Raw genomic sequence first — 21,313 nt, 5'->3', positions numbered from 1 at the left:
CCAGCGTCAATACACCGGCACGGCCGGAAGGATCGAGAACAGCCAAGTCGCGGTGTATCTCACCTACGCCACGACCGCCGGGCACGCTTTCCTCGACCGTGCCCTCTACCTGCCGAAATCGTGGACCACCGATCCCGGCCGCTGCCGGGACGCGGGTGTTCCCGCCGAGGTGGGTTTCGCCACCAAACCCGCTCTGGCGAAACGCTTGATCATCGATGCGCTCGACGCCGGTGTCCCTGCACTGTGGGTGACCGGCGACGAGGTCTACGGCAATGACCCGAAACTACGCGCGGCGCTGGAAGCCCGCGGCTGCGGCTACGTCCTCGCTGTCGCCCGCGATCACCGCGTCACGACACCGACCGGGCGCGTCCGCGCCGACATCCTCGCGAAAACTGTGCCGAAACGAGGGTGGCAGCCACTCTCGGCCGGTGACGGGGCCAAAGGCCCCCGCATCTACGACTGGGCCTGGATCGAGATCGGCGACAACTCCGTTCCCGGGCATCACTGGCTGCTGATCCGCCGCAACCAGCGCACCGGGGAACTCGCCTACTACCGCTGCGCGAACAACACACCGGCGCCGCTGGCCCGGCTGGTGAAGGTAGCCGGTCGCCGATGGTCGACAGAGGAGAATTTCCAGACCGCCAAGACCCTGACCGGCCTGGACCAGCACCAAGTCCGAGGGTGGCGATCCTGGCACCGCTGGACCCTGCTGGCCATGCTCGCCCACGCCTTCCTCACCGTCCTGGCCATCACCCACCCCACCGATCCCGCACCGACCGACCTGATCGCGTTGACCCGCAACGAAATCCGGCATCTGCTCACGACACTGCTACTCACACCGGTCAACACCGCCCGCCACCGGATACGTTGGTCGCACTGGCGCCGCCGACACCAATACCGCGCCCGCCGCAGCCACTACCAGCGACGATCCCAACCCACACCATGACCGCCAAGTCCGGCTGGAGTACTAGGTGGAAAAGTCGTTGCGGTCACCGGGGCCGGCAACGGGATCGGGCGGCAGGTCGTCCTGCGGCTGCTCGAACGCGGCGCCAGGGTCGCTCTGGTCGATCTGAACGGTGACTGGCTACAGCAGACCCGAGCGCTCGCCGCGGACCACGCCGATCGGATCTCAGTACACATCGTCGATGTCACCGACGTGGCGGCGGTGAACGCGCTGCCGGCGGCTGTCATCGCCGAGCACGGGCAGGTCGACGGGCTGATCAACGTCGCGGGTGTGATCCACCGGTTCGTTCCGGTCTCCGCCCTGGAACGCGGCGAGATCGAGCGCGTCGTACAGGTCAATTTCTGGGGCACGGTGAACATGTGCCTGGCGTTTCTCCCCGAGCTGCGGCAGCGGCCTCAGGCCGGACTCGTCAACGTGGCGAGTTTGGCAGGCCTGGTGCCCTTCGCGGGGCAGACGATTTACAGCGCGACGAAGGGTGCGGTCAAACAATTCAGCGAAGGGCTGTACCAAGAGCTCGCCGACACGGACGTCGCTGTCACCACCGTCTTCCCGGGCAACATCAGCACCGACCTCAGCCGTAATTCGGGAGTCGCGATGATCGACCCGGGTAACCGTAAAGTGCCGGCCACGACTCCGGAGCACACCGCCCGGCGCATCGTCGGCGGCATGGAGAAGGGGAAGTTCCGCGTCGTGGTCGGCCGGGACGCCAACCTCCTGGACAGGCTGGTACGGCTTTCGCCGCGCTGGACGACGGATCTGATTTCCCGACAGATGAAGACCGTGCTCTGAGCCCAGTACCCGCGATCGACGATCTTCAGCCATACGAATAGCGGTAACCCCGCGGGCAGCCGAAATTCTGACGGCGATTCCGGTGAGAGACGGAGGAAGACGGGAGCGCCGCCGCATCCTGCCCCCGGAAAACCGCCTCTCACCAGTCAATCTACAAGCTACGCCCGATAATCAATTTCATGATCTCGTTCGTCCCGCCATAGATCTTCTGGATCCGAGCATCCGTGAACACCCGTGAGATCGGGTATTCCGCCATGTACCCATATCCGCCGAACAGCTGGAGGCATTCGTCGGCGACGCGGCATTGTTGTTCTGTCAGCCACCATTTCGCTTTGGCGGCGGTGGGGATGTCGAGCTCGGCGCGGAGGTGTTTGGCGACGCAGTCGTCGAGGAAGGCCCAGGCGACCGAGGCGATGGTGTCGCATTCGGCGAGGGTGAATTGGGTGTTCTGGAAGTTGAAGATGGGTTTGCCGAAAGCCTGGCGTTCCTTGGTGTAGGCGACGGTCATCTCGACGGTCTTCTCGATCGCTGCCGCGGCGGCGACGGCCAGGATCAGACGCTCCTGCGGTAGTTGCTGCATGAGCTGGATGAAGCCGGTGCCCTCGGTGGCGCCGAGGAGGTTGGTCTTCGGGACGCGTACGGCGTCGAAGAACAGTTCGCAGGTGTCCTGGCCGTGCTGGCCGACCTTCTCGAGGTTGCGGCCGCGCCGGAAGCCGTCTCGGTCGGTCTCGACGGCGATCAGCGAAACCGATTCCGCGCCTTTGCCTTCGGAGGTCTTGGCGGCGACGATCACCAGATCGGCGAGCAGGCCGTTGGAGATGAAGGTCTTGGCGCCGTCGATGACGTAGTGGTCACCGTCGGCGACCGCGCGGGTGCGGATGCCCTGCAGGTCGGAACCGGTGCCGGGTTCGGTCATGGCGATGGCGGCGACGATCTCGCCGGAGGCCATCTTCGGCAGCCATGCCTGCTTCTGTTCCTCGGTGCCGTAGGCGTTGATGTAGTGCGCGACGATCGTGGAATGCACCGGGTTGCCGAGGCTGGGCGCCATGGCGCGGGTCTGCTCGATCGCGATCACGGCCTCGTGGGCGAAGGTGCCGCCGCCACCGCCGTACTCCTCGGGGATGGAGATGCACAGCAGCCCCAATTCGCCTGCGCGGTTCCAGATTTCGCGGTCGACGTGGTGCTGGCGGCCCCAGCGATCCTCGTTCGGTGCGCACTCCTTCTCGAAGAAGCGGCGCGCCAAATCGGTGAGCGCGTCGAGATCTTCGTCCATCCACGGGGACCGATGCACCGGCACGGGGAAACTCCTTTGGTCGAATACGGTGTTCGTTCGCCAAGGTAGGAGCGCGCCGCGCGGCAGCCAATGACCGCAGCGCTCGATCTTGTGACCGGATCGCTCAGGGCGCGGCGGCGGGACCGCGATAGGAACCGGGGGAGCTGCCGGTCCAGCGCCGGAACGCGCGGGAGAAGGCGCTGGGTTCGGAGAATCCGAGCCGGCGCGATATCGCTGTCACCGTCTCGCCGCGCACCAGCGCCGCGATCGCGGCATCGCGCAGGATCTGTTCGCGGATGCGGCTGGGCGAAGTATGTTCCTCGCTCAATTTGCGCCGCAGTGTCGCGGGGCTGACGGACAGTTCGCCGGCGATCTGTTCGACACCGGGCCAGTGCCGTGGTCCGCCGCGCTCCAGGATCCGGCGCACCTGCGCCGCGGTGGACACCGAATCGTCGCCGCGGCCGATCACGGCCTCGGGGGCGTTGCGCAGGAAGCGCAACAGATCGTCCTCGTCGCGCACGAGGGGTGCGGTGAGCAGGGCGGCATCGAACACCAGGGCCGGATGGGGCGCCGAAAAGCGCACGGGCGCATCGAAGATCAGGTCGTAGTCGTCGAGATCGTTGGGCGGATAGGGGACTTCGACGTGCAGCAGTCGCAGCGAGCCGCCCACCGACCAGTCCAGGAAGCGGTAGACGACCATCAGCATGGTGTCGATGATCAGGCTGTGCGGATGACGGATATCGCTGAGGTCGAACGCGATTCGCGCCTCGCGGGCGTCGGCGCTCAGCTGTAGCGGCGGAAATCCCGGCAGGGCCTTCTGGAACATCCGGAACCGGTGCAGTGCGGTGGCGAGATCGCGGGAACCGAGCAGGGCGAAGCACACCAGCCGGAAGGTGCCGCGCGGCATCGGGTGACGGCCCAATCCGAGTAGTTCGTCGTCGGTGCTGCGCCACAGTTGCTGCACCAGATGCACGGCTTGCCCGACGGTGACGCGGGCGCGGCCCTGGTTCAGCAGTTGCGGCGCGATGCCGGCTTCGGCGAGCAGTTCCCCGGTGTCCCACCCGCGCCGGCGCGCCAGGTCGACGATCGCGTGCACGCGCCCGATGGGCAGCGTGAAGGCGGTCGACGGCGGGGGCACTCGGCGACGCTATCAACGCCGCGTTCCGGTGCTCGTGACCGCCTCGGCGGCCGGATGTGCCGGGTTCGTCAGCGTGCACGACTACCATCGATCTTCCCGCCGTGGCGCGGGCGTTCCGGTGTCGGAAGGAGTGCGATGAGCCCTGCGACGATGGCCGCCTGGCAGGTGGTGCGGCCCGGTCTGATCGACGAATCCCCGCCGGTCCGCGCCCGGATCCCGATTCCCGAGCCGGCCGCGGGAGAGGTGCTGGTGCGAGTGCTGGCCTGCGGCGTGTGCCGCACCGATCTGCATGTCGCCGAGGGTGATCTGCCGGTGCACCGGCAGCGGGTGGTGCCCGGTCACGAGGTCGTGGGGGAGGTGGTGGCTGCGGGTGCCGGAGCGACGGCTGTCGCGCCCGGTGACCGGGTCGGTATCGCGTGGTTGCGCAGCACGTGCGGGGTGTGCGCGTACTGCCGCCGCGGCGCGGAGAATCTGTGCCCGAATTCGCGCTACACCGGATGGGACGCCGACGGTGGTTACGCCGAATATGCCACGGCGCCTGCCGATTACGTGTATCCGCTGCCTTCCGGGTATGCCGACGCGGAATTGGCCCCCTTGCTCTGCGCGGGCATCATCGGCTACCGGGCGCTGCGACGGGCCGCGCTGCCGCCGGGGGGACGGCTCGGTATCTACGGTTTCGGCGGCAGCGCGCATCTGGCCGCCCAGGTCGCCCTGGCGCAGGGCGCCGAGGTGCACGTGATGACCCGCGACGCCGCCGCGCGGGAGTTGGCCCTGGCGCTGGGCGCGGCCTCGGCGCAGGGCGCGGCCGACCCGCCGCCGGTGTCGCTGGATTCGGCGATCCTGTTCGCGCCGGTCGGGGACCTCGTGCTGCCCGCGTTGGAGGGGCTGGACCGCGGTGGTGTGCTGTCGATCGCGGGTATCCACCTCACGGACATCCCGGTGCTGAACTATCAGCGCCATCTGTTCCAGGAGCGCGAGATCCGTTCGGTCACGGCCAACACGCGCGCGGACGGCCGCGAATTCCTGGAATTCTGCGCTCGGCACCGGATGCAGGTTCGCATCAACCCCTATCCGCTCGAATCCGCCGACCGGGCCCTGGCCGACCTGGCACACGGCCGATTCGCCGGGGCGGCTGTGCTGCTGCCCGGAGCCCGCTGACCGCACCCGGTACCATCGAATTGGAACGCGTTCTAATTCATGACCGGGCCGGCGGTGCAGGAGGTTGCGATGGCGGCGGAGCGGCAGACGGCGGGCAATGGTCGCGGGGCGGCCGGCGGGCGCTTCGGTACCCGCGTATCGGGCACGACCTCGGTGCCCGCGGGGCGAATGGTGGATCTGCCCGGGCGCGGGCGGACCTATCTGGTCGATATTCCGGGGCCCGAGGGCGCACCGACGGTGATCCTGTTGCACGGTCTGGTGACCACGGCGATGCTGAACTGGTTTCCGGCCCTGGCGGAGTTGTCCGAGCACTATCGGGTGGTGCTGTTCGACCAACGCTGGCACGGGCACGGAATCCGTTCGCCGCGTTTCGATCTCGACGAACTGGCCGACGACGTCGTCGCTGTCGCGGAGGTGACCGGCGTGGACCGGCCGATCCTGGCGGGGTACTCCATGGGCGGCATCGTCGCCCAAACGGTCGCGCACCGGCGCCCGGACCTCGTCGGCGGCCTGGTGCTGTGCGCGACGACTTACCGTTTCCGGGAGAAATGGCGGGAACGGCTGTTCCACGGCGGGATGGCGCTGCTCGCCGGGGTGATGACCGAGACGGCGGGTCGTAGAGTGGCGGAGGCGGCGACCAAACTGCCGCATGTGCCCGAAATATCCTGGGAGACAGGGCGAATGGATCGCTGGGCGCTGGCGGAGCTGCGCACTACCAGCGGGTGGGCGATGACTCAGGCGATCGCCGAATTGGGGCGCTTCGATTCCTCGCCGTGGCTGTCGAGCCTGCGGGTGCCCACGGGCGTGGTGATCACGACACACGACCGCGCGCTGCCGGTCTATCGGCAGCTGGAGATGGCGACAATGATCGCCGGTGCGGAGATTTTCCTCGTATCGGCCGGACATGCGGCATGTGTACTCGAGGCGGACGCCTTTGTCCCTGTGCTCCTCGAGGCCTGCGCGGCGGTGGCCGCTCGGCGGGAGAGCTGAGGCGCTCAGCGCTGGGTCTGAGCCGCCTTCAGTAGCGCGGAGATGCTGTCGTGTACGGCGTCGGCCATCCGGTCCGGATCGGGAACCAGTTCACGGCAGGCGATGAAGCCGAAATCGAGATCGCCGTTGGCCGACAGCACCGTGACGTTGAGGCCGGCGCCGTGGAAGACCGGGCCGAACGGGAACAGCGCGTCGATGCGGTAGCCGAGGAAGTACAGCGGCTGCTGCGGTCCGGGCACATTGGAGATCACCAGGTTGTGCACCACCGGATGCCGTTCGGCGAGTTTGAACGACGAATAGGCGCGCACCGCGATCCGGAAGGTGTTCGGCGGCGCGTATTCGGCCCAATCCTGCAGGAAGTCCGCGCCCAGGACTTCGTGTTCCTCCTTGGCGCCGACGTTGGCCTCCGCAATGAGCCGCAGCCGTTCCACCGGATCCTCGACGTCGGTGTAGAGCTGGGCGAACAGCGTCGACACCTTGTTGACGCCGCGTTCGTGCCGTGTCGTCTCGTGGGTGGAGACGGGCACCGAGGCGATCAGCGAGGTGTCCGGTAATTCGTCGTGTTCGCTCAGGTATTGCCGGAGCGCCCCCGCGATGACGGTGAGGACGACATCGTTGATTTTCACGCCGAACGCCGCCCGGATCTCCTTGATATCGGCGAGCGGGGCGGTGGTGAAGGCGACGCTGCGATGACGGGTGATGGTGCGGTTGAACGGCGTGCGCGGCGCGGTGAACGGAATTGCCATGCCCTGTTTGTCGGCACGCCTGCGCTGCACCATCCCGCCGAGCTTGCCCAGCGTCTTGGGCACCATGCCGACCACGCCGAGTTTCGCCGGCATCCGCACCAGCCCTTCGGCCGCGAGGGCGAGATCGTTGGGTTCGGCGGACTTCGTGTCGGTCTCGGCCGGCGGATCGGGGTAGTGCACACCCGGCTCGGCATCGCACAGATAGGCCATCATGTTGGCGCCGGTGACGCCGTCGACGGCGGCGTGATGGTATTTCGACACCACGGCGACCTTGCCGTCGGCCAGGCCCTCGATCACCCACATCTCCCACAGCGGCCGGGCGCGGTCCATCGGCTGCGCGGCGATGTCGCCGACGAGTTCGGCCAGTTCCTTCGGGCCGCCGGGGGAGGGCAGCCCGAGGCGGCGGACGTGCCGGTCGAGGTCGAAGTCGTTATCGGTGACCCAGACCGGGTGGTCGAGGTCGAACGGGACCCGATGGACGCGGCGGCGCATGGAGGGGATCAGGTGCAGGCGGCGGCCCAGTTCCTCCTTCAGCGCGGTGAATTCGTAGTCGGTCCCGTCGGCGGGCGGGTCGAGAATCAGCAGCGCGCACACGTGCAGTAGTTGGGTGTCGGTCTCCAGGTACAGAAAGCTGGCATCCAGCCCGGTCAGTCGCTCCATACCTACAGACTATTAGAACACGTTCTAGTTTTGGCCGAAATGGCCGGGGAGTTCGGTCACATTCCGGTGGGTTTCGTGCCAGCGATCAGTTGCGAGACGGTCACGAAACCGTAACCGCGCGAACGGAGTTCCGCGACGATGCGCGGAATCGCTGCCGCCGCGGCCGACTGGTACATCGCATGCAACAGAATGATCGAACCCGGCCGGGCGCGGTTCACCGTCTTCGAGACTATGGCATCGGTGCTCGCCCCACCGGCGGAATCGGATTCGACATCCCACATCACGGTGGTGCGGTCGTGGTGCGACAGATACCAGGGGAGTGCGACCAGCTTCTTTCCGTAGGGCGGGCGGAAGGTCACCGGGCCGTGGTATCCGGTGCGCTCGATTTCGGCGTCGGTGCGCTCGACCTCGTCGCGGACCGTGGCCGGGGTGACGAAGACCAGCCGCCGGTGGGTGTAGCTGTGGTTACCGAGCTCGTGCCCGGCCGCCGCGATCTGCGCCCCGTAGTCGCGATGGGCCGCCAGGTCGCGGCCGACGAGGTAGAACGTGGCCGGAACATGTTCGGCGGCAAGGGTTTCCAGAATCGCGGGGGTGCGGTCGGTGGGGCCGTCGTCGATGGTCAGCGCGACGACCTTTGCGCTGGTGTCGACGCGGTGGACCAAGCGGCCGGCGACCTGGAAGGTCCGCGAATTCATCAGGACGTAGGTGCCGATCGACAGCACTGCCGCGAGGACGACGACGATCGCGCCGCCGAGCAGAAGCCTGCGTTTCACCGGCGAAACCTACCACCGGACACCGGGTCCGGTGGTAGGTGCGGATCACCAGTGCAGGCCGGGCAGCCGGTTGACGATACGAGCCGCGGGGGTGGGCAAACCCATCAGCGGCTGCACCACCGGCGCGAGCGCGAGCAGCGGACTGCGGCCGCCGGTCTCGCCCGTATCGGCGGCGGCGCGGCCGTGCTTGGCCGCGGTGGATTCGCCCGTCCGCCGGAAGCCTTGGTGCAGAATGGCCTTCTTCACCGAGGGCATGACCGTGTCGATAACCTGGGCGAAGGTGCCGATCGGAGTGTCGATGCGCGCGGGCCGCTCCTCGAGTGCGCGCACCACGATCGCCGCCGCCTGTTCAGGGCTGTGCACCGGCAGTGACCGGTACATCTCGGTCGGGGCGATCATCGGCGTGCGCACCAACGGCATCCGCACCGAGGTGAAGGTGATGCCGGCGTCGGCGTTCTCGACCGCCGCGATCTCGCTGAAGGTGTCCAGTGCCGATTTGCTCGCCACGTACGCGGCGAAGCGCGGCAGTTTGGTCTGCACCGCGATCGAGGAGATGTTGACCACGTGGCCGAATCGGCGCTCCCGCATCGCCGGCAGCAGCGCCAGGATCAGCCGCACCGCTCCGAAGTAGTTGACGGCCATCGTCCGCTCGAAGTCGTGCATGCGGTCGGTGGAGTTCAGCACCGAGCGGCGGATCGAACGCCCGGCGTTGTTCACCACGTAGTCGACATGGTGATGGTCGGCGAGCACCTGCTTGACCAGCAGTTCGACCGCCTTCTCGTCGGTGATGTCGCACGAATAGCTGTAGGCGTCGCCGCCCTGCTCGCGCACCTGGGCGGCCGCCGCCTCGAGCTCGTCGACCCCGCGCGCCACCATCAGCACCGTCGCGCCGCGCTGCGCCACCGCGTGCGCGGTCGCCAGGCCGATCCCGGAGGAAGCGCCGGTGATGAGCACGATGCGGTCGCGCAGCCGGTCGCCGCCGCCGTGGCGGCGCGCCCGGTCGGGATCCAGGTGGGCGCGCCAGTACCGCCACAGATTCTCGGCGTAGGTGTCGAAGGCGGGGACCTCGAGATCGGTGCGGCGCAGCAGCGCCCGGGTGGAATCGGAAACGAATTCCGACGCGAACGAGGTGTGCGGGGCGACCTCGGCGGGAATGCCGAACTGGCTCAACAGGAAATCGCGCGCCGCGGTGACACCGGGCAGCCGGTTCAGCGTTGCCATTGCGGTGTGGCTGCCCGGCACCGGGCCCAAGCCGCCGGGTGCGCCGGCTGCTCGCGACAGCGCGCCGTAGATTTCGGTGAACGGCTGCGGACGCGGGTTGACCAGGTGGAAGGTGCGCTTGTTCAGCCCCGGGCGGCCGATGAGCTCGACCATGGCCTGGGCGACGTAGTCGACCGGGACGATATTGGTCGCGCCGAGATCCGGCAGCGGCAGCGGCAGCCCGCCCGGGAGCGCGGCCAGCCGCGCGATCGCGGGGAAGAAGTAGTACGGACCGTCGATCTTGTCCATCTCGCCGGTGCGGGAATCGCCGACCACGATGGCCGGGCGATACACCCGCCAGCGCAGCCCCGCGCTTTCGCGGACCAGTCGCTCGGCGGCGAATTTCGTTCGGTGGTAAGGAGATTCGAGATTCTGGCCGAGGTCGAAATCGTCTTCGAAGAATTTGCCGCGATGGTCACCGGCCACCGCCACCGACGACACGTGGTGCAGCATCGCATCCAGTTCGGTGGCGAGCGCGATCACCGCGCGGGTGCCGTTCACATTCGCCGCGTAGGCGGATTCCTCATCGGCGGTCATGTCGTAGACCGCGCCCAGATGCACCACATGCTGTGCGGCCGGCGGTTCGTCCACCAGCCCCAGCCCCTCGGCCGTCAGGTCTCCGACCAGCGGAAACACCCGGTCGGTGGCATTCCATCGGGCCGCGAGTTCGGCCAGTTTGGCCGCCGAGGCCTCGCGTACGAGCACGTGCACCACGGCATCGGAATCGGAGGTGAGCAATCCCTCCACCACGCGACGTCCCAGAAAACCCGTTCCACCGGTCACGATATAGGTGGCCATAACCCCTCCTTGCATGTCGAACATGTTGTCGCACAACGTTGTTCGTCCGACATGCGTCGGTGGATGCGGACTGAACGAATCGGCCTCTATCAGAATCGAGGTCGCTGTAGGAACCCCTGTGTGCCTAACTGGTGAGTAACTTTAGCTGGCGGCGAGTTGTGCCCGCAACCAAACGGCGCCCCCTGTGGTGTGGGACTTGTCACCACGTGGGAGCGCCGATCGGTATGTGTAACAACGATTTTGATGTAACTCGGAGACGCACCCGGCTACTTATTGGCAACCTTCCGGTCGATTGTCCAAGAGCGTCGGAGGTCGGTTCAGCCTTCGCGGCGGACCGGGAATTCGCTTGCCAGATCCGCGAATACGGCACTGTTGAGATCGAAGGCGCGCCGGCACTCGCCGAGTACTCGCTGCTTCTCCAGATCGTCGACGGCCAGTTCGTCGAGCAGGGTGCGGTAGCCGCGCTTGAAAGCGGCCGGGTTCGCGATCTGATCGAACACGTAGAAGCGCACCCCGTCGCCACGCTTGGGCAGCTGCCACAGCTTCGCCGCGGTGCCCCGAATGACCTGACCGCCGGACAGATCACCCAGATAGCGGGTGTAGTGGTGGGCCACATATCCCGCCGGCCAGGTCAGCGCGCACTCGGTGATGCGGGCGGCGTACTCGGCGGTGGCGGGCAGCGCGTCGATGTCGTCGCGCCACTGCGGGCCGCCCAGATGCGCCAGATCGTCCTCGAGATGCGCCAGGCGCGCGAGTTCGGGCCGGATGAACGGACCGGCGACCGGATCGTCGGCGAGGGTGTCCCAGTGCGCCTCGAGCGCCCGGTAGATGTGCCAGAGCTGGCCGGTGTAGCGATAGAACGCCCGGACGTCCAGGGCGCCGCCCAGCATGTCGCTCATGAAGGTGGAGTTCTCGGCGCGTTCGTGCTGTTCGGCGGTGGCGGAGCGGATCTGCGCGGAGAACGGCACGGGCTGCTCGGTGGAGGTGGCGTCCGGCATGATCGGAGATTTCCTCGCTTCGTGGGGCGACAAGTATGGGTAACCTAACTTCGCCTCCGACGATACCGGTCGACAAGCGTGACGGAATCAAACTTTCGGACGAGAAACCCACGCGCGGCCGTGTACGCGGCGACCGGTGGATGTCGATGAACTGCCGTTTCGTCGCCGGCGGCGGACGGGGTGAACAAATCGTGCAAACCTCGCCGACTTTGCGAGTTTTCTCGCAGTCTGGTGGAGGTTTGCACGAAAAGTTCAGCACAACCGCCCCGACCGGTTCCCTGCGGGTCTGCGGGCGGTCCCGGCCTCGGACGTGGATCGTTCGTGGGCGCGGTCTTCCCGCTCGAGCACGGCGAACATGCGATGCTGGTGGCGCGGCAGAACCCTTGTAGGTCAATCGCTTTGGGGCGGGCGGTCGAACTTCTCGATCGTGGCTTTCGATGTCGATCGGTCTTGCAGGACCAGCTCCCACGGGCCCACGTTCACGTCGAAGTTCTTGCCGAACCCCACCCATTTGCCTGCTAGCCGGGTCGCCGTCAGTTCGGACAGCAGTTGGATCGCCCCGAAATACCGCGCGCCTTTGTAGTAGCCGCTGGGGGCCGTGGCTTCCGACCAGGTGCCCGTCGCGATATGCCCGTCGAGGGTGAGGTCGAGTTCGAGTGTGCCCGCCGCCGACTTCGGCAGGCTGCGGACGGTGAGCCGCTGTTCGTGCTGGAGCACGACGACGTAATGCGACGAGGTGAAAGTCTGCTCGCGGCCGGAGGAGTAGAACTCGTAGCGGGACAACCAGATTCCGGAGTATGTGCCGGAATTGGGCTGCGGTGCGGACTGGCCGGGATGGCGTTCCCGGGGGACGTCACCGATGGCTGAGTGGACTTCGTGGCCGGCCGTGTCGTCGCCGGACAGGCTGCGTCCGGCCATCACGGCGCCGAATCCGAGGCTTTCGATGGGCAGGCGCATCACCTGTTCCAAGGCGCGCGCATGCGACGGGCGGGGGTTGGCGGTCGCGCCGGATTCCCATCGCTGGACGAGTCGTTTCGTCGCGCTGACGCATCCGGCCTCGCGCAGCATGCGGGCGAGATCGTCCTGGCTCAGCAGTCGTGCCGTGCGGGCGGCGCGCAAGGCGACGTTCGGCGTTCCCATGCGCCCACCGTAGAGGAATGACGCCTGAATGTCGCCCCGTTTGTGTGCCGATTGACGCCGTTTTCGTCGTCGCCCGGCGGCGGTGGTCTGCGCGAATCTGTCCGTAGTTCCGGCGCCGGGAGCTTCGGTTCCGGGCGCCGGGGGATTCCGAACCGAACAGCGAGGGGTGTGTGCGATGTGGGTGTTGTTCCTGCTCACCGTGGGGTTGCTCGTGTTGACTGTCGTGCTGGTGCGCCTTCCGCTGCGTGGCGAGGTGCGTCGCCGGGGATCGGCGGTCGTGAGGGATGCGCGCCCGGTCGCGCTGGGGTGGGTGCATCCGGAGTCGCCGTGTCTCGACTGGGATATCGCTCAGGTACGGCGGCTGGCGGTGCGGCTGGGCTATCGGCTGGTGTGGGCGCCGGAGACGAGTCGGCTACCGCTCGCCGATCAGGTTCGAGCGGCCGGTGCCGACGTCGTAATTGCGCCGTCGACAGAGCATTTCGACTTCCTTGCCCTGAATTCGGTGATGGCGGTCGCCGACGTCGAGACGGTGAACCCTCGGCTCTCCTTTTCCCGTTGGGCTACTGGAGGGCAACCCGGCCGGTAGCGGAAGCAGGGGCGGGGTGACGATAGGGGTGGTGGCGCGTTCGATCGGGGCACTCCGGTGCGGCGTAACCGGTGATTTCCGGGCGTTCGCTCGCCGCGGGCGAACCGAACTATTCGGGCGAACGCGACGAGTTCGGACAAGCTCGGACAAGTCGGGCGCGTGGTGGCGCGCGCGAGACTCCTTGTGTTACAACGGTTTTACGGATAGTTCCCTAAGCTAATTAACTATTGAGAGGCGGCGGAATGTGCGGAATCGCGGGCTGGGTGGCGTTCTCGGACGACCTCACCCGGCAGCAGGGGGTTGTCGATGCGATGACCGAAACCATGGCCTGTCGCGGGCCGGACGGGCGGGGCACCTTCGTTCGTACACACGCGGCACTGGGGCATCGGCGACTGGCCATCATCGACCTGCCGGGCGGGACGCAGCCGATGACCGTACCGACCCCGGCCGGCGACGTAGCGATGGTGTACTCGGGGGAGGCCTACAACTTCCGTGAACTGCGCGAGGAGCTGCGCGGACTCGGGCACCGCTTCGACACCGACAGCGACACCGAGGTGGTATTGCACGGCTATCTGCAATGGGGTGAGTCCGTCGTCGACCACCTCAACGGCATGTACGCCTTCGCGATCTGGGACCAGCGCGACCAGAAGCTGGTGATGGTGCGCGACCGGATGGGGATCAAACCGTTCTACTACTACCCGACCCCCGACGGTGTGCTGTTCGGCTCCGAGCCGAAGGCCATCCTCGCCAACCCGCTGGCGGCCGCGACCGTCGACCTGGACGGTCTGCGCGAGCTGTTCGCCATGACCAAACAGCCCGGTTGGTCGCTGTGGAAGGGGATGGAAGAGGTGCTGCCGGGCACGCTGGTCACGGTGGACCGCAACGGAATTCGCACCCGCACCTACTGGCGGCTGCATGCCGTCGAGCACACCGACAGCCAGGAACGGACCGTCGCCCGGGTGCGTGAGCTGCTGACCGACATCGTCGATCGCCAGCTCATCTCCGATGTGCCGCGCTGCGTGCTGCTCTCGGGCGGACTGGACTCGAGCGCGATCACCGGCCTGGCCGCGACCCGGCTCGCCCGCGACGGCGAGCAATTGCGCACGTTCTCGGTGGATTTCGCCAACCAGGAGCAGAACTTCGTTCCCGACGAGATGCGCGACACCCCGGATTCGCCGTTCGTGCGGGAGGTGGCAGCCCTTGTGCGCTCGGCCCATCGCGACGTGATGTTGAATCCGGCGGATCTGGCCGATCCGGCGGCGCGGCGCGCGGTCGTCACCGCCCGCGACATCCCTGTCGGTTTCGGCGATATGGACACCTCGCTGTATCTGCTGTTCGCGGCGATCCGGCAGCAATCGACCGTGGCGCTGTCGGGGGAGTCGGCCGACGAGGTGTTCGGCGGGTATCGCTGGTTCCACGACGAGGTGGCACTGAAGGAGGACAACTTTCCGTGGCTCGCGTTCAACAGCGCCCTGACCGGCGACTCCCGCTGGCAGATCCTGAACCCGGCCCTGCGTGAACGGCTCCGGCTCGAGGAGTTCGTCGCCGACCAATACAGCGCGGCGGTGGCCGAGGTCGAGCACCTCGACGGCGAATCCGAGGTCGAGCACCGGATGCGGACTGTTTGCCACCTGCACCTGACCCGGTTCGTGCGCACGTTGCTCGACCGTAAGGACCGCGCGTCGATGGCGGTCGGCCTCGAGGTGCGGGTGCCGTTCTGCGACCACCGCCTGGTCGAATACGTCTACAACACCCCGTGGTCGCTGAAGACGTTCGACGGCCGGGAGAAGAGCCTGCTGCGGCATGCGGCCGAGCATGTGCTGCCGGAATCGGTCGTGCGGCGCGTCAAGAGCCCGTACCCGTCGACGCAGGATCCGGGCTACGCGGCGGTGCTGCAGCAGCAGGCGAAACATGTTCTCGCCGAGAGTGATTCACGGCTGTTCGACCTCATCGACCGGCAGTGGCTGCAGCGGGCGGTTGCCCTCGACCCGGCGGGCATCGACAGCGCCGTGCGCGCCGGATTGGACCGCATCATCGATCTGCACACCTGGCTGGAGCTGTATTCTCCGCAACTGCAGCTGGATTGAGCGCTCGTCCGGGCCGGCCCCGTCCCCCCTCGGAGCCGGCCCGGACGCTGTCCATGCTGGTCAAATATCTTGCCAGCCGTTTGCTCGCGCGCCGGAACAAGCACGTGAACATTATTTACTAATAGGTGTTCACAAAACGGGTGTGGTGTGGTTCACTCCATAGGAACGTGTTCCAAAGGAGGTACCGTGTCCGCGCCGTCTCTGCCGTCCATCAGTCACGATTTCGATTTCACCGACCCCGATCTGCTGTCGCAGCGCCTGCCCGTGGCCGAATGGGCCGAACTGCGCCGCACCGCCCCGGTGTGGTGGGTCGACCAGCCCAACGGAGTGAGTGGATTCGACGACGGCGGCTACTGGGTGGTGAGCCGGCTCGACGACATCAAGGAGATCTCGAAGAACTCCGAGGTCTTCTCCACCCACGAGAACACCGCGGTGATCCGTTTCAAGGGCGACATCACCCGCGAGGAGATCGAGATCCAGCGGGCCATGCTGGTCAACACCGATCCGCCGGCGCACGACAAGCTGCGCCGCATCATTTCGCGCGGCTTCACCCCGCGTGCGGTGGAGAGCCTGCGGGCCGCGCTGCGCGAGCGGGCCGAGCGGATCGTGCACGAGGCGAAGAAGACCGGCGGCGGCGACTTCGTCCAGCAGGTGGCCTGTGAGCTGCCGCTGCAGGCCATCGCCGAACTGCTCGGCGTGCCGCAGGAGGATCGCGTCAAGCTGTTCGAGTGGTCCAACCAGATGATGGGCTACGACGACCCCGAGTACGCCGACAGCTACAAGATGGCCAACGCCCAGGTCATGGGCTACGCGTGGAACCTCGCCGAGGAGAAGCGCAAATGCCCGGCCGACGACATCGTCTCCCAGCTGCTCAACGCCGATATCGAGGGTGAGGCGCTGGGCTCGGAGGAGTTCGCGTGGTTCGTCATCCTGCTGGCCGTGGCCGGTAACGAGACCACGCGCAACGCCACCACCCACGGCATGAAGGCCTTCGTGGACAACCCGGCGCAGTGGGAGCTCTACAAGGCCGAGCGGCCGCGCACCGCGCCCGACGAGATCGTGCGCTGGGCGACCCCGGTCATCGCGTTCCAGCGAACCGCGTTGTCGGACACCGAAATCGGCGGTCAGGCCATCAAGAAGGGCCAGCGGGTCGGCCTGTTCTACTCCTCGGCGAACTTCGACGAGGAACGTTTCGACAAGCCGTTCGACTTCGACATCATGCGAAACCCGAACCCGCACGTGGGTTTCGGCGGCACCGGCACCCACTACTGCGTCGGCGCCAACCTGGCCCGGCTGCAGCTGGATCTGATCTTCAACGCCATCGCCGACGTGATGCCCAACCTGCGTGAGGTTTCCGAGCCGGTCCGGCTACGCTCGGGCTGGTTGAACGGAATCAAGAGCTGGCAGGTCGCCTACGAGTGAGCGCCGCGGCCGCCGGGGCAGCGCCCTCGGCGTCCCCGGTCTCCGGCGGCCCAGGACACAGCGTGCGTACCGGCCTCGACGTACCCGTGACGTCGGGGCCGGTGCGCATGCGACGAAGGACGACGCATGACAGCCGCACGACGGGGCCGGATGCCCGCGGTCAGCGACGCCGACATCCGGCGCGTGGCCCGCACGCTCCTGGTGGAGCAGGGACCCGAGGCGGTGACCCTGCGCGCCATCGCGCGTGAGCTGGGTATCACCGCACCCGCGTTGTATCGGTACTACGCCTCCCGCGACGACCTGGTGGGTGCGCTGCGCAGCGATATCTGCGCCGACCTGGCCCAGGAGCTCGCCGAACAGGTGGCCGAGTTGCCCGAGGACGGCATGGTCCAGCTGTTCGCCATCTGCAAGGGTTTCCGGCAGTGGGCCCTGGCTCACGCCCACGAGTTCACGCTCGTCTTCGCCTCGCCGGCCGGGGGGTCGGCCAGCGCCATGCGGCAATTCGACGAACCGTTCGGCCGCATCTTCCTGGAGGCCGCGGGCCGGCTGCTGACCACCTACGACATCGTCACCCCGCCGACCGATGTGATCCCGCACGCGCTGCGCGAAGACCTCATCGGATTCCAGACCGAACTGCTCACCGTGCTCGCCGAATCGGGGCAGAAATTCCCGGCCGAGAAGCTGGACCTGGGTGTCACCTATCTGATGATCCAGTTCTGGGCTCGGCTGTACGGGCATGTCACCCTCGAAGTCTTCGGCAACTACCCGATGCCGGTCGGCAACCCTGATGCGCTGTTCGATGCGACGCTGGCCGATCTGGCCCGCTCCATCGGGTTCGCGGCCTGAGGCATCCCGGGCCGCGAACCCGGCGGTCTCAGGTGAAGTCGTCGGGGCGCACCCCGGTGACCCGCCGCAGGATCCGCGGCCGGCGCAGCCACCGTGCGAACCACTCGCCGAGCGTGATACCGCCGCCGAGGGCACAGCCGACCACCAGCGCGGCGAACATCTGATTCAGCCCGACCAGCAGATCGTCGTTGATCAGGGCGAACAGGCCGCGATAGACCTTGAGACCGGGAAGCAGCGGAGTGATGCCCGCGATGGCGACGACCAGCGGGGGCGTCACCGCGCGGCGGGCCAGCAGACCACCGGCGAGACCGATCGCGGTCGCCGAGACCGCGGCCGCGATCACCGGCCCGAAACCGGCGTGCTGCACGAACAGGTAGCACACGGTGATCCCCGCACCGCTGATGGCGGCGACGGCGAGGGCCCGGCGCTCGGCATAACAGGCGAGCGCGAACGCCGCCGCCGCCACCGCACCGGCGGTGATCTTCAACGGCAGATTGGTGATGTCGTAGGACGGCGACATGTCGATCGGCGGCACCTGGGCGCCGAAGGCTTGCGCTCCGCGCAGTGCCAAACCGACCCCGCCGATGATCGCACCGGTCATGACCAGCACTTCCAGCATGCGGGCGGCGGCCGTGATCGGTGCGCCGGTGATCGCGTCCTCGACCGCACCGACCAGCTGTAAACCACTGAGCAGCACGGTGATCCCGGCCGCGACGATCACGCTGGGATTGGTCTCCAACCCCTCGGCGAAGGTCTGCAGCAGTATTGCGGGCAGGGTCGCGATGATGCCGCCCATCATGTTCTGGAAGAAGAAGGGCAGGCCGCGCTTGTTCAGCTCGCGGTTGCATCGGTCGATCAGCAACGTCGTGGCGAAACTCACGGCCGCGACCAGCACGCCACCACCCAGCAACAGCGCGATGGACGCGGCCAGCAACGACCAGCCGAAGGTGGCGACCCACCGGTTGTAGGGGTGCGGGGCGGTGGTGATCGCGTCGAGGGCGGCGTGCGCCTCCTGAGGCGGCACCACCTCGCGGCGGATCCGCCGGGTGAGGCGGTCGACGGCCGACAGGCGAGTGAAGTCCAGCGAGCGGTACTGCACCACCCGCATGGTGCTGGCGGGCGGCAGCGACGGACCCCGATCGGCGGAGATGCGAATCGAGTTGTAGGTCACATCGATATCGCACTGCGCCAAACCGTATGTCGCGGCGATGAATTCGACCTGTGTGCTGGTGTCGGTCACGGCGGTGCCCGACGCGAGCACCACCTCGCCGACTCGCTCGGCCAGGTCGAGCACCTCGGTTACCGCGGCGTCGTCGGTGAGATCGATCGGCTTCAGCGGGGCCGGTGCCTCGACCACCGAGTCCACCGTGGCGCGCCGCTGGGCGACCAGCCGATCGGTTACCGCTCCCATCGCCCGATGCCACAACGAACTCGGCCGGGTTTCCGGCCCCGTGCGGACGAGTTCGGGCTCCAACTCATCTGTCACACTGCACACGGTAGCCGGAGTCGCCGCGCGGCCCGGGGTCAGCTCCCTCACGCCGCCGGAAGCGGCGAATAGAGCAAACCGCTGGTTATCGTCGGTGCTTCCCAGTCCCGCTACAGTCGATAACCATGGGCACCGATACGGCTACGGGTACTGAAGCAGCAGATTCCGTGAGATCGGACTCCGCGCAGTCGGAGGCCGGGACATCGAGCACCGGGATATCGAAGAACGGGAAGTCGACCGCCGACCATCTGCGGGCCGCGCTCGACGGCCCGTGGCGCGAGGTCCGCGAACAGGCGCGAAGGCAGTTGGTCGACGACCGGTTGTTCGGTGATCCCTACCTCGACTACCGCCAGGCTCGCGCGCGAGTACTGGACCAGATGCGCCTCATCGCCGAATTCGGTTATGCGGAAAAAGGTTTCAGTATGGAGCACGGTGGCACCGGCGATCCCGGCGGGGCCGTGACCGGCCTGGAGATGCTCGCCTACACCGATCTGTCGCTGTGGGTGAAGGCCGGCGTGCAGTGGGGTCTGTTCGGCGGCGCGGTGGAAAACCTCGGCACCGACCGCCACACCGACATCGTCAAACGGCTGCTGTCGCTGGATCTGCTCGGCTGTTTCGCGATGACCGAATCCGGGCACGGCAGCGACGTGGCGAATCTGGAGACCACCGCCACCTACGACCCGGCGACCGGTGAGTTCGTGGTGCACAGCCCGACCGCCTCCGCCCGCAAGGACTACATCGGCGGCGCCGCCGAACACGCCCGGATGGCGGCCGTCTTCGCCCAGCTGATCACCGGCGGCGAGAGCAAGGGCGTGCACTGCTTCCTCGTCCCGATCCGCGACGAGGAGGGCAACGACCTGCCCGGGGTCACCACCTCGGACTGCGGTCTCAAGGGCGGTCTGCCCGGCGTCGACAACGGTCGCATCGAATTCGACCACGTCCGGATCCCGCGGGAGAACCTGCTCAACCGCTACGCCGACGTCGAACCCGACGGGACCTACCGCTCCGATATCGAGAACCCGAGCCGCCGGTTCTTCACCACGCTGGGCACACTGGTGCGCGGACGGATCAGTGTCGGCGGCGCGGCCGCCGCCGGTGCGCGGGTGGCGTTGAGTATCGCGCTGCGCTACGGCGACAAGCGCCGCCAGTTCTCCGATCCGGACGACGGCAGCGAAATCCTGCTGCTGGACTATCGCAGCCATCAGCGCCGGCTGTTCCCGCATGTCGCGCGGGCGTTCGCGCTGGCGTTCGCCCAGAACGATCTGGTGCGGCGCATGCACCTGGTGCAGACCGGGCAGAATCTGGACCCGGAGGCGCAGCGCGCGCTGGAGAAGCGGGCCGCCGGCCTGAAGGTCGCCCAGACCCGCCACGCCACCCGATCCATCCAGGAATGTCGCGAATGCTGCGGCGGCGCAGGCTATCTCACCGAGAACCGGCTGGTCACCCTGAAGGCCGACACCGACGTGTTCACCACCTTCGAAGGTGACAACGTGGTGCTGACCCAGCTGGTGGCCAAGGAGCTGCTCACCGCCTACTCGGACGAGGTGCGCGATCTCGACGCGCTCGGCTGGGTGAAATTCGCGGCCACCATGGCCCGCGACGTGGTGCGTGAGACCTCGGGTGTGCGCCAGCTCATCCAGCGCCTGCGCGACCGCTCCGACGACGGCGTCGACGAGGGCGATCTGTCCCGGCGTTCGGTGCAGCTGCAGCTGTTCGCCGACCGCGAGGACTATCTGACCCGCACCGCCGCGCACCGGCTGCGCGCGCGGGCCGAGGAGACCGGGCCGTTCGAGGCGTTCAACAACGCACAGGACCACATCCTCGCCGCCGGTGAGGCGCATATCGACCGGCTGGTGCTGGAGGCGTTCATCGAGGGCATCGCCGATATCGAGGATCCCGACGCGCGAGCGCTGGCCGACACCGTCTGCGATCTGTTCGTGTACTCCACCATCGAACAGAATCAGGCCTGGTACATCATGCACCGCTTCATGTCGGTGGATCGGGCCAAGTCGGTGCGCCGCGGTGTCAACGAACTCGTGGACCGGTTGCGGCCGGAGTCGGTCACACTCGTCGAAGCGCTCGGCGTGCCCGAGGCCATGCTGCGCGCGGCGATGCTCGACGACGCGAGCGTGCATCAGGGCGCGTGAATCCACGCTCGATATCGGCGGCCCGTGACGGTGGGGCGGTAGCCGGACGCGG

16 protein-coding genes and 1 pseudogene are annotated in these 21,313 nt (G+C 67.4%); 9 read left to right on the top strand and 8 right to left on the bottom strand.

All coding sequences use genetic code 11. The features are described 5' to 3' along the window. Together A5789_RS14180 and A5789_RS14175 are read left to right on the top strand one after the other, a co-directional pair. Positions 1-946: IS701 family transposase (locus tag A5789_RS14180; protein WP_064905498.1), on the top strand; the 946-nt coding region annotated here is incomplete at its 5' end. A 42-nt stretch (positions 947-988) separates the two neighbouring features. Then, a pseudogene (locus A5789_RS14175) lies at positions 989-1,753 on the top strand (SDR family NAD(P)-dependent oxidoreductase); the annotation flags it as partial. A 151-nt stretch (positions 1,754-1,904) separates the two neighbouring features. Here A5789_RS14175 and A5789_RS14170 read toward each other — a convergent pair. Together A5789_RS14170 and A5789_RS14165 are read right to left on the bottom strand one after the other, a co-directional pair. Beyond that, positions 1,905-3,026 (bottom strand): acyl-CoA dehydrogenase family protein, encoded by a 1,122-nt coding sequence (locus A5789_RS14170; protein ID WP_063028198.1) that lies wholly within the window; start codon positions 3,024-3,026, stop codon positions 1,905-1,907. 124 nt (positions 3,027-3,150) lie between these two features. Beyond that, on the bottom strand, positions 3,151-4,164 hold the full coding sequence (locus tag A5789_RS14165; RefSeq protein WP_064905488.1) for an AraC family transcriptional regulator: 1,014 nt from the start codon (positions 4,162-4,164) through the stop codon (positions 3,151-3,153). Between the two features lie 150 nt (positions 4,165-4,314). Here A5789_RS14165 and A5789_RS14160 point away from each other — a divergent pair, with 150 nt between their 5' ends. Continuing rightward, on the top strand, positions 4,315-5,322 hold the full coding sequence (locus tag A5789_RS14160) for a zinc-binding alcohol dehydrogenase family protein (RefSeq protein WP_064905485.1): 1,008 nt from the start codon (positions 4,315-4,317) through the stop codon (positions 5,320-5,322). Between the two features lie 69 nt (positions 5,323-5,391). Continuing rightward, positions 5,392-6,312, top strand: coding sequence for an alpha/beta fold hydrolase (locus A5789_RS14155; protein ID WP_082856940.1), 921 nt, complete (start codon positions 5,392-5,394; stop codon positions 6,310-6,312). A 5-nt stretch (positions 6,313-6,317) separates the two neighbouring features. Here the strand turns inward: A5789_RS14155 and A5789_RS14150 are convergent, their stop codons facing one another. From A5789_RS14150 to A5789_RS14130, 5 genes are all read right to left on the bottom strand, one after another. Further along, on the bottom strand, positions 6,318-7,718 hold the full coding sequence (locus A5789_RS14150) for a wax ester/triacylglycerol synthase family O-acyltransferase (RefSeq protein WP_063013152.1): 1,401 nt from the start codon (positions 7,716-7,718) through the stop codon (positions 6,318-6,320). 56 nt (positions 7,719-7,774) lie between these two features. Further along, positions 7,775-8,491 (bottom strand): polysaccharide deacetylase family protein, encoded by a 717-nt coding sequence (locus A5789_RS14145; RefSeq protein ID WP_063013150.1) that lies wholly within the window; start codon positions 8,489-8,491, stop codon positions 7,775-7,777. Between the two features lie 45 nt (positions 8,492-8,536). Beyond that, positions 8,537-10,549 (bottom strand): SDR family oxidoreductase, encoded by a 2,013-nt coding sequence (locus A5789_RS14140; protein WP_064905483.1) that lies wholly within the window; start codon positions 10,547-10,549, stop codon positions 8,537-8,539. A 317-nt stretch (positions 10,550-10,866) separates the two neighbouring features. Next, on the bottom strand, positions 10,867-11,547 hold the full coding sequence (locus A5789_RS14135; protein ID WP_063028185.1) for a heme oxygenase (biliverdin-producing): 681 nt from the start codon (positions 11,545-11,547) through the stop codon (positions 10,867-10,869). A gap of 390 nt (positions 11,548-11,937) precedes the next feature. Then, a complete protein-coding gene (locus A5789_RS14130; protein ID WP_064905481.1) occupies positions 11,938-12,687 on the bottom strand; it encodes a helix-turn-helix transcriptional regulator in 750 nt (249 codons plus the stop codon). 175 nt (positions 12,688-12,862) lie between these two features. Here A5789_RS14130 and A5789_RS14125 point away from each other — a divergent pair, with 175 nt between their 5' ends. The 4 genes from A5789_RS14125 to A5789_RS14110 all read left to right on the top strand — a co-directional run bounded on the left by A5789_RS14125 (position 12,863) and on the right by A5789_RS14110 (position 17,628). Then, complete coding sequence (locus A5789_RS14125; RefSeq protein WP_321190270.1) at positions 12,863-13,273, top strand: hypothetical protein; 411 nt, start codon at positions 12,863-12,865, stop codon at positions 13,271-13,273. Positions 13,274-13,515: 242 nt separating this feature from the next. Continuing rightward, the gene (gene asnB / locus A5789_RS14120) at positions 13,516-15,360 is read left to right on the top strand and encodes an asparagine synthase (glutamine-hydrolyzing) (protein ID WP_064905479.1); all 1,845 of its coding nucleotides are present in this window, start codon (positions 13,516-13,518) and stop codon (positions 15,358-15,360) included. A 186-nt stretch (positions 15,361-15,546) separates the two neighbouring features. Further along, the gene (locus A5789_RS14115; RefSeq protein WP_063013140.1) at positions 15,547-16,782 is read left to right on the top strand and encodes a cytochrome P450; all 1,236 of its coding nucleotides are present in this window, start codon (positions 15,547-15,549) and stop codon (positions 16,780-16,782) included. Between the two features lie 126 nt (positions 16,783-16,908). After that, positions 16,909-17,628, top strand: coding sequence for a TetR/AcrR family transcriptional regulator (locus A5789_RS14110; RefSeq protein WP_030517733.1), 720 nt, complete (start codon positions 16,909-16,911; stop codon positions 17,626-17,628). Between the two features lie 28 nt (positions 17,629-17,656). Here the strand turns inward: A5789_RS14110 and A5789_RS14105 are convergent, their stop codons facing one another. Further along, positions 17,657-19,039 (bottom strand): threonine/serine exporter ThrE family protein, encoded by a 1,383-nt coding sequence (locus A5789_RS14105; protein WP_063013138.1) that lies wholly within the window; start codon positions 19,037-19,039, stop codon positions 17,657-17,659. Positions 19,040-19,239: 200 nt separating this feature from the next. Between A5789_RS14105 and A5789_RS14100 the strand changes: the two genes are divergently transcribed. Then, positions 19,240-21,261 (top strand): acyl-CoA dehydrogenase, encoded by a 2,022-nt coding sequence (locus tag A5789_RS14100; protein WP_082940705.1) that lies wholly within the window; start codon positions 19,240-19,242, stop codon positions 21,259-21,261. Positions 21,262-21,313: the final 52 nt, after the last annotated feature.

Origin of the sequence: Nocardia sp. 852002-51101_SCH5132738 (assembly GCF_001665695.1) — a bacterium.
Taxonomy (GTDB): Bacteria; Actinomycetota; Actinomycetes; order Mycobacteriales; family Mycobacteriaceae; genus Nocardia; species Nocardia nova.
The sequence above is the reverse complement of the archived record's forward strand: the minus strand, read 5'-3'. Positions and strand labels throughout refer to the sequence as shown.